At 42.2% G+C, this 7,371-nt stretch carries 14 protein-coding genes and 1 pseudogene; 2 read left to right on the top strand and 13 right to left on the bottom strand.

Features of this window, described 5'->3' with window-relative positions; translation table 11 throughout:
- Together lpxE and galU are read left to right on the top strand one after the other, a co-directional pair.
- Positions 1 to 488: lipid A 1-phosphatase LpxE (gene lpxE, locus ACWB1W_RS03475; RefSeq protein ID WP_479370005.1), on the top strand; the 488-nt coding region annotated here is incomplete at its 5' end.
- Complete coding sequence (gene galU / locus ACWB1W_RS03470) at positions 475 to 1,359, top strand: UTP--glucose-1-phosphate uridylyltransferase GalU (protein WP_479370004.1); 885 nt, start codon at positions 475 to 477, stop codon at positions 1,357 to 1,359. The genes lpxE and galU, both read left to right, overlap by 14 nt.
- Before the next feature lie 27 nt (positions 1,360 to 1,386).
- Here the strand turns inward: galU and rplU are convergent, their stop codons facing one another.
- The 13 genes and pseudogenes from rplU to ACWB1W_RS03405 form a co-directional block, all read right to left on the bottom strand.
- The gene (gene rplU / locus ACWB1W_RS03465; protein WP_479370003.1) at positions 1,387 to 1,683 is read right to left on the bottom strand and encodes a 50S ribosomal protein L21; all 297 of its coding nucleotides are present in this window, start codon (positions 1,681 to 1,683) and stop codon (positions 1,387 to 1,389) included.
- A 13-nt stretch (positions 1,684 to 1,696) separates the two neighbouring features.
- Positions 1,697 to 2,146: a 50S ribosomal protein L15 gene (gene rplO, locus ACWB1W_RS03460; protein ID WP_479370002.1), complete on the bottom strand. Its 450-nt coding sequence runs from the start codon at positions 2,144 to 2,146 to the stop codon at positions 1,697 to 1,699.
- A 224-nt stretch (positions 2,147 to 2,370) separates the two neighbouring features.
- A pseudogene (rpmD, locus tag ACWB1W_RS03455) lies at positions 2,371 to 2,538 on the bottom strand (50S ribosomal protein L30); the annotation flags it as partial.
- Positions 2,531 to 3,151, bottom strand: a complete 621-nt coding sequence (gene rpsE, locus ACWB1W_RS03450) for a 30S ribosomal protein S5 (RefSeq protein WP_479370001.1) — start codon at positions 3,149 to 3,151, stop codon at positions 2,531 to 2,533. The gene rpsE and the pseudogene rpmD, both read right to left, overlap by 8 nt.
- A gap of 11 nt (positions 3,152 to 3,162) precedes the next feature.
- Complete coding sequence (rplR, locus tag ACWB1W_RS03445) at positions 3,163 to 3,537, bottom strand: 50S ribosomal protein L18 (protein ID WP_479370000.1); 375 nt, start codon at positions 3,535 to 3,537, stop codon at positions 3,163 to 3,165.
- A gap of 13 nt (positions 3,538 to 3,550) precedes the next feature.
- A complete protein-coding gene (gene rplF / locus ACWB1W_RS03440) occupies positions 3,551 to 4,102 on the bottom strand; it encodes a 50S ribosomal protein L6 (RefSeq protein ID WP_479369999.1) in 552 nt (183 codons plus the stop codon).
- Positions 4,103 to 4,114: 12 nt separating this feature from the next.
- Positions 4,115 to 4,621: an uS8 family ribosomal protein gene (locus tag ACWB1W_RS03435; RefSeq protein ID WP_479369998.1), complete on the bottom strand. Its 507-nt coding sequence runs from the start codon at positions 4,619 to 4,621 to the stop codon at positions 4,115 to 4,117.
- Positions 4,622 to 4,663: 42 nt separating this feature from the next.
- Positions 4,664 to 4,852: a type Z 30S ribosomal protein S14 gene (locus tag ACWB1W_RS03430; RefSeq protein WP_479369997.1), complete on the bottom strand. Its 189-nt coding sequence runs from the start codon at positions 4,850 to 4,852 to the stop codon at positions 4,664 to 4,666.
- 27 nt (positions 4,853 to 4,879) lie between these two features.
- On the bottom strand, positions 4,880 to 5,446 hold the full coding sequence (gene rplE, locus ACWB1W_RS03425) for a 50S ribosomal protein L5 (RefSeq protein ID WP_479369996.1): 567 nt from the start codon (positions 5,444 to 5,446) through the stop codon (positions 4,880 to 4,882).
- 1 nt (position 5,447) lies between these two features.
- Positions 5,448 to 5,843, bottom strand: a complete 396-nt coding sequence (rplX, locus tag ACWB1W_RS03420; RefSeq protein ID WP_479369995.1) for a 50S ribosomal protein L24 — start codon at positions 5,841 to 5,843, stop codon at positions 5,448 to 5,450.
- On the bottom strand, positions 5,843 to 6,208 hold the full coding sequence (rplN, locus tag ACWB1W_RS03415; RefSeq protein WP_010881073.1) for a 50S ribosomal protein L14: 366 nt from the start codon (positions 6,206 to 6,208) through the stop codon (positions 5,843 to 5,845). Before rplN ends, rplX begins: the two co-directional genes overlap by 1 nt.
- Positions 6,209 to 6,265: 57 nt before the next feature.
- Entirely contained in the window at positions 6,266 to 7,030 is a 765-nt protein-coding gene (gene murI, locus ACWB1W_RS03410; RefSeq protein ID WP_479369994.1) for a glutamate racemase, read from the bottom strand.
- 119 nt (positions 7,031 to 7,149) lie between these two features.
- Positions 7,150 to 7,371: OmpA family protein (locus tag ACWB1W_RS03405; RefSeq protein WP_479369993.1), on the bottom strand; the 222-nt coding region annotated here is incomplete at its 5' end.

The following is a 7,371-nucleotide window of genomic DNA, read 5'->3' as shown; positions in this document are numbered from 1 at the left end:
TCAGGTTGATAAACGATATTGATAATCCCTTCTTCAATAAGTTTTTTTACTACTTTTCCTATCTGGGTTCGGGATATATTCTCATTCCTCTCTTAATAATCACTTATCTATTCCGAAAGGAGAAACTGAAACCCTTTATTCTTGCTATAACTCTTGAAACAGTTACGGTAATATCTCTTAAAGAAGTTTTTAACCAACCAAGACCTGCAAGCTTGCTTGATGACGTTAAACTTTTAATACCCCTTTACTGGCGTTCTTTTCCTTCGGGAGATACAGCTATGGCTTTCACGATAGCTACTGTTCTATCAAGAAAAGAAAAAGTGCACATAAAAGCAATACTATTTCTATATGCATTTCTAATAGCCTTTGAAAGGATTTACGTTGGTGTTCATTTCCCGTTAGATGTAATAGTAGGAGCTTTAATAGGTTTGTTTTCTGCCTTAATTTCCTTTAAAATCGTATGGGAGGGGAAAGATGAGAGATATTAGAAAGGCTGTCTTACCTGTTGCGGGTTGGGGAACGAGGTTTTTACCTGCTACAAAAGCCATGCCTAAAGAAATGCTTCCCATAATTGATAAACCTATAATTCAGTTCATAGTAGAAGCCTTAGTGAACGTAGGCATTGAAAACCTTATATTCGTAACGGGAAGACACAAAAAGGCCATAGAAAACCATTTTGACCATAACGTGGAACTTGAGGAACACTTAAAAAAAGCCGGAAAAGAGAAACTTCTTAAAGAAGTCGTTTACATAGCAAACATGATTAACCCTATTTACGTGAGACAGAAGGAACAGCTCGGGCTTGGTCATGCTGTGTTGATAGCTGAACCGGCAGTATCCCAAGAACCCTTTATAGTCGCTCTGGGGGACATAATCATAGATAACGAAGAAGAAGAGCTCGGTAGAATGCTTAAACTTTTTAGAAAGTTCGGAAACTCAATTGTAGCCCTTATGGAAGTTCCCTGGGAAGAGGTTTCAAAATACGGTATAGCAAAGGTGAGGGAGCTGGACGAGGAAACCTACATAATAGAAGACCTAATAGAGAAACCCTTGCCGGAAGAGGCTCCTTCAAACCTTGCCATAGTAGGAAGGTATGCATTCACGCCGAGTATTTTCGAGAAACTTAAGCTAACAAAACCCGGTAAGGGTGGAGAGATACAACTAACAGACGCTATGAAAATGCTTCTTGAGGAGGAAGCTATATACGCTTATAAAGTTAAAAATCCGGTTTACGACACGGGAACACCAATAGGATACCTAAAAACCGTTATAACCTTCGCATTAAGAAGGGAAGATATTAACGGGGAACTGAGAGAGTTTATAAGGCAACAACTGGAACTTATTAGTGATACAAGGTGAGATAAGAGAAAAGAAAAAGGGATTTAACTACTCAACTATATCCTTTATCTCTATTTCCGTGTAAGGTTGCCTGTGTCCTTTCCACCTCTTGTAGTTCTTCTTAGGTCTGTATTTGAAAACTATTATTTTTTTACCCCTGCCGTGGGCTTTTACTTCCGCTATTACCTTTCCCTTGTTGAGTTCAACAGTTCCGTCGTCCTTCCTTATCATAAGAGCTTCGAACTCTACCGTTTCTCCGACTTCGTTGGGAAGCTTCTCAACCTTAAGCTTCATACCTTTTTCGACCCTATACTGCTTTCCGCCCGTCTTTATTACCGCATACATTTTTTAACCCCCTTTAAGATATGACTTCCCACTTTCCGCCTGCTTTCTCTATTTTCTCCTTCGCGGACTTTGAAAATGCATGAGCTTTTATAACAAACTTCTTTGTAAGCTCTCCGTCTCCGAGAATCTTTACCCTGTCTTTTTCATCACAAAGTCCCCTGCTTGCCAGAACTTCAGGTGTTATCTCCGTTCCTTCTTCAAAGAGTTTATTTATAACTCCAACGTTAACCGGTGTATATTCTTTCCTGTTCGGGTTCTTAAATCCTCTCTTCGGAACACGCATATACAGGGGAGTTTGTCCACCCTCAAAGTACGGAGGCATCTTTCTATCACCGGAACGGGATTTTTGTCCCTTATGTCCCCTTCCCGCAGTTTTTCCGTGTCCCGAACCTATACCCCTTCCTACCCTTTTTTTAGGCTTCGTAGCTCCCCAGTGAGGTTGTAATTCGTGAAGTCCTACCATTCTAATTACCTCCTTTAAAGTTCTACAACTTCTCCTTCCCAGTTCTTATACTTCGTGTAGCCCTTTCTCCTTAGAAAGTCCTCAAGGTCTGTAACTCTTGAGAAGTAGTAAACACCCTTTCCGTTTGTGTAAACTCCGTCTTTGTTTATCACCGTATAGTCCGGCTCTTCCGATAAATCCCTCTCAACAACAGGTATATCACCCGAGAAGTCTATTCTGTAGGCAACACCCACGAGGTGGAAAGCCTTTCTTATGTTTCCAAGAACCATAGGGTTTTCTTCAAGAATCCTCTCTTGTCCCCTTTTCTTGAGACCCAGGGATTTTACAGCCTGTATGTGTCTCTCACTTTCTCCCGCAAGGCCTCTCAAGAGTTTTACCTTCAGCTTAGCCATAGATACCCCTCCACGGGTAGTAATGCTTTATGTTCATCTTGGGAAGTGCATACCTTCTGTATCTCTTTAGGAGTTCTTCTAAGGGAATACCTCTCTCTTCTGCTATCTGTTCGGGTGTTTTTAGCTGCAGAAGTGCGTCAAAAACCGCTCTTACAACGTTATCAGGGTTTGTGCTTCCTATAATTTTTGTGAGAACGTCTGTATATCCCGCCAGCTCAAATACAGGCTTTGCAGCACCACCGGCAACAACACCTGTTCCCCTTCTTGCGGGAAGAACGATTATCTTAGTAGCTCCAAACTTTCCTATCACGTCGTGGGGAACAGTCCCCTCAATTATCGGAACTCTTATTATGTTCTTCTTAGCTCTCTCTATACCTTTTGCTATGGCAAGGGTAACTTCTTTAGCTTTTCCGTGCCCGAAGCCTACGTGCCCCTTGCGGTCCCCGACAACTACGAGCGTGCTGAAGGAGAACCTTCTCCCACCCTTTGTAACTCTTGCTGTTCTGTTTGCGTATATGAGTCTTTCCTCAAGCTGGAGTTCAGGAAGGATTTCGTCTATCTTCTGCTTTGTCCTTCTTTCTTCAATCATCATGTCTATATCTTTTCCGCCCATAACAACCTCCTTTAAAACTCAAGTCCCATTTCTCTGCATTTATCCGCAAAGGCCTTTATCTTCCCGTGATACTTAAACCCGCCCCTGTCAAATACCACCTTCTTTATACCTTTTTCAAGAGCCCTTCTTGCTATTATTTCCGCCACGATCTCGGCGTCTTTTATAGACTTCCCGCCTCTCTTGCCGGTTATTTTTTCAAATTCAGGGTCTAAGGTAGAGGCACTTACGAGTGTATGGCCTATAGTATCGTCAATTATCTGAGCATAAAAGTGCTTTAAGCTTCTGTAAACACAAAGCCTGGGTCTTTCCGGAGTTCCGAAAACCTTCTTTCTTATCCTCTTGTGTCTTCTGAGTCTCTTTTCCCTTCTTGTCTTTAACCTCGGCATCTATTTAACCTCCTTACTTCTTACCTGCAGCTTTTCCGGGTTTTAGCTTAAGCTGTTCACCTTTATACCTAATACCTTTACCCTTATACGGGTCGGGCTTTCTGAAACTCCTAATCTCGGCAGCTACCTGTCCAACCCTTTGTTTGTCTATGCCGTGTATGTGTATCTCGTTTCCCTTAACCTCTATCTTTACATCGGGTGGTATCGGGTATATGTCCGGGTGGGACTTACCGAGGTGGAGTTCAAGAACATTTCCTTTTAGCTGTGCTCTGTATCCGAGACCGTGTATCTCAAGAATTTCGGTAAACCCTTCCGTAACTCCCTTTATCATGTTCTTTATCAATGCGGCCATAGTTCCGTGGATAGCCTTATGGAAACTCCTGTCGGAAGGCCTGTCAAGCTTTATCCACCTCTCTTGTTGGTTCAGTGTTACCTTTATGTCAGGGTGAACGTTAAGCTCAAGCTTTCCCTTAGGTCCTTCAACGGTTACCTTGTGTTCCTTTTCGTCGTAAGAAACCTTTACATTTTCGGGGTATTGAATGGGTTTCTTCGCCAGTCTGGACATCGCTTTCCCTCCTTACCATACGAATGCTATAACTTCTCCGCCTTTCCTTAGTTTCCTGGCCTCGTGGTCCGTCATAATGCCTGCATCCGTTGAGACTATCGCTATTCCGAGTCCTCTCTTAACGTAAGGCATAGTCCTTACACCTGCGTAAACCCTTCTTCCACCCTTTGAAACCCTAACTATATTTGTTAATGCACTTCTTCTCTTTTTTGGGTCTAAATACTTGAGGTATATCTTGAGGGGATACTGGGTTCCCTTGTTGTAGTCTATAAGCTGTTGGAGGTATCTCCTCATCTTCGGGTTGGGGGATTTTTCCGCAAGTTCCTTCATCTTCTTGAACTCTTCTTCATACTTTTCTCCTTTCAGCGCTTCCCAGTCCTGTATGAATCCTTCTCTTTTCAAGACTTCAAGAATTCTCTCCTTCATCTTTGAGGAAGGAACGTAAAGGAAATCATCTCTCCTCATTATCGCGTTCTTGATGGCGGAGAACATATCCGCTATCGGATCTACAGCACTCATCTAACAACCTCCTGTGAGCCGGCAGTTGGGCTTAAAAGCCCCTTACCAGCTCGCTTTTCTAACACCGGGAAGGTCACCTCTCAGGGCATGTTCCCTAAAACATATTCTGCACATGTTAAAGTATCTGATAAAGGCTCTCGGCCTTCCGCATATGGGACATCTATTCTTCTTCCTGCTTTTCCACTTCGGGTAATACATTAAGTCTTTAACAACTTTAGCCTTTCTCGGCATACTTACCTCCCAAAATTAAGCATTCTATCACATAGCCCTTATGGGCAGTCCTAAGAGTGAGAGCAGCCAAAAAGCTTCCTCGTCCGTTTCCGCAGTTGTGTTAATAATTATGTCCATTCCCCTTATGCGGTCCACCTTGTCGTAGTCTATTTCCGGAAACACTATCTGTTCCGCTATTCCGAAAGCGTAATTTCCTCTTCCGTCAAAGGAACGGGGGTTTAAACCTTTAAAGTCCTTAACCCTGGGAAGTGCAACGGATATAACCTTATCAAGGAAGTCCCACATCCTTTCCTTTCTAAGGGTTACCTTACATCCTATGGGCATTCCCTTCCTCAGTTTGAATCCCGCTTCCGACTTTCTTGCCCTCGTTATCATAGGTTGTTGTCCCGTTATAGCCCTGAGATCTTCCACAGCTCTTTCTAGTTGTTTTATGTCCTGAACCGCTTCCCCTACACCCATGTTTACAACTATCTTCACAAGTCTCGGAACCTGCATCGGGTTTTTATACTGGAACTTCTGTATGAGTTTAGGAACCACTTCTTCCTTATACTTTTTGTAAAGTCTCGGAACGTATTTAGTTTCCGTTGTACTCATATCAGCCTCCCTTTATCACCTTTTCACTTACGAGGTCTATATTCTCATTACACTTCTTACAATACCTGTATTTCCTCCTTACGTTCCCCTCCTCAACTATCCTGAAGCCAACCCTGGTCGGTTTGTTACAGTTCGGACAAAGAAGCATAACGTTACTCACGTCTATAGGTCCTTCAGTTTCTATAATTCCTCCTTCCCTTACGCCTTCTATGGGCTTTACGTGTTTCTTTATGAGTCTTACTCCTTCAACTATTACGAAGTGTCTAACGTATACCGGTTCTCCTTTCTTATTTCTCCTTTTTACCTTCTTGTAAACCCTTAAAACCTTACCCTGTTTTCCTTTTTCCTTTCCCCTTACTACTACTACCGTGTCTCCTCTCTTGATTTTTGCAGCCATTAAACCACCTCCGGTGCTAAGGAAGCTATCTTAGTAAAGCCTTTATTCCTCACCTCTCTCGCTATTGGTCCGAGAACACGTGTCCCGAGGGGCTCACCGTACTGGTTGAGAAGAACACAGGCATTATCGTCAAACTTTATATAACTTCCATCGGGTCTTCTCACTTCTTTTGCGGTTCTCACTATAATAGCCCTGTAAATTTTTCCCTTCTTTGCGTTTCCTTGGGGCAGAGCTTCCTTTACCGTAACGGTCACAACGTCCCCTAAGGTTGCGTATTTCCTCGGTGCGTAAGGTATACCTATAACCTGAACTTTCTTTGCCCCCGAGTTGTCTGCAACGTTTAAATAAGTTTGCCTCTGTATCATGGCATATCACCTCTCCTTTTATGAGTAAGGCAAATAGGTATTATAACATAAAAATTATTAAAGTGTGAAAACCCCCTCCGCAAGTTTTACGGGATACTCGCTCCCGAGAATTAATTTAATCAAAAAATAAAGATTTTGGGATAGGTCGGTAAAGAAAAGTTCAAGGGAAGAGTTACCCTGGTTCCTAATCCATTCCTTAAGGGAGAGAGATAAAGCCTCGGATGAATCTATAACTTCTATATCTTTTAGGAAACTTTTTATCTCTTTCTTAAGAAGTGGATAGTGGGTGCACCCCAGGATTAAAGTATCAATCTTCCCTCTAAACTCCCTTAGGTAGTGTTCTACAACCTTCTTTGTTATCTCTCCTTCCAGAAGTCCTTCTTCCACAAGGGGAACAAATAAAGGGCAAGCTTTAGCAAATACTTCTACTCCTTCTTCTTCAAGTTTACACTGGTATGCTTTACTTTTAATGGTTGCAGGAGTTCCTATCACCCCAATTTTTTTACTCTTTGACTTTTTTAAAGCCTCTTTTACACCGGGTTCTATTACACCGAAAATGGGAACGTTTATCTCTTTTTTTAAACGTTCAAGGGCATAAGCACTTGCCGTATTGCACGCAACTACTATTACGTCTACTTCCTTTTCCTTTAAAAAGTTCGCACACTCAAGGGAATAGCGGATTATAGTATCTTTAGACCTTATCCCGTAAGGAACCCTTGCGGTGTCTCCGAGGTAAACTATATCAACGTTCTTATACCTATTCCTTATAGCTTTGAGAACAGTAAGCCCCCCCACACCGCTGTCAAAGATACCTATCTTCATAGGGAGTTTATTTTATCGGGAATTTTCTCTACGTATACGGACATGCTAGGGAAAGGCTATCCTATAAAGGGGGATAAGAGCAATAATATAAAAAAAATAAAGAAACAGAAGAGGTAAGATTAGTAAAGAACTATGACATCAACAGCTCTTTGTTCTACGTCTCTTTCACCTATTATGTCCGCAAGTTCTTCACCGTATGCTGCGATTCTAATCTTCTCAACGGGTATTCCGTTTCTTATGAGATATGCTGCAACGTTTTGAGCTCTTCTGGTTGAAAGGTCAAAGTTATAACGGTTCGGTCCCTTGGGGTCCGCATAACCGACAACTATAACTTTCTTAAT

Source organism: Aquifex sp. (assembly GCF_056494385.1).
The sequence above is the reverse complement of the archived record's forward strand: the minus strand, read 5'-3'. Positions and strand labels throughout refer to the sequence as shown.

Excerpts from the sequence above, each read along its gene's own strand:
- galU (WP_479370004.1), top strand. The coding sequence starts at position 475 with ATGAGAGATATTAGAAAGGCTGTCTTACCTGTTGCGGGTTGGGGAACG.
- rplU (WP_479370003.1), bottom strand. The coding sequence starts at position 1,683 with ATGTATGCGGTAATAAAGACGGGCGGAAAGCAGTATAGGGTCGAAAAA.
- rplO (WP_479370002.1), bottom strand. The coding sequence starts at position 2,146 with ATGGTAGGACTTCACGAATTACAACCTCACTGGGGAGCTACGAAGCCT.
- rpsE (WP_479370001.1), bottom strand. The coding sequence starts at position 3,151 with ATGGGCGGAAAAGATATAGACATGATGATTGAAGAAAGAAGGACAAAG.
- rplR (WP_479370000.1), bottom strand. The coding sequence starts at position 3,537 with ATGCCGAGGTTAAAGACAAGAAGGGAAAAGAGACTCAGAAGACACAAG.
- rplF (WP_479369999.1), bottom strand. The coding sequence starts at position 4,102 with ATGTCCAGACTGGCGAAGAAACCCATTCAATACCCCGAAAATGTAAAG.
- ACWB1W_RS03435 (WP_479369998.1), bottom strand. The coding sequence starts at position 4,621 with ATGAGTGCTGTAGATCCGATAGCGGATATGTTCTCCGCCATCAAGAAC.
- ACWB1W_RS03430 (WP_479369997.1), bottom strand. The coding sequence starts at position 4,852 with ATGCCGAGAAAGGCTAAAGTTGTTAAAGACTTAATGTATTACCCGAAG.
- rplE (WP_479369996.1), bottom strand. The coding sequence starts at position 5,446 with ATGAGTACAACGGAAACTAAATACGTTCCGAGACTTTACAAAAAGTAT.
- rplX (WP_479369995.1), bottom strand. The coding sequence starts at position 5,843 with ATGGCTGCAAAAATCAAGAGAGGAGACACGGTAGTAGTAGTAAGGGGA.
- rplN (WP_010881073.1), bottom strand. The coding sequence starts at position 6,208 with ATGATACAGAGGCAAACTTATTTAAACGTTGCAGACAACTCGGGGGCA.
- murI (WP_479369994.1), bottom strand. The coding sequence starts at position 7,030 with ATGAAGATAGGTATCTTTGACAGCGGTGTGGGGGGGCTTACTGTTCTC.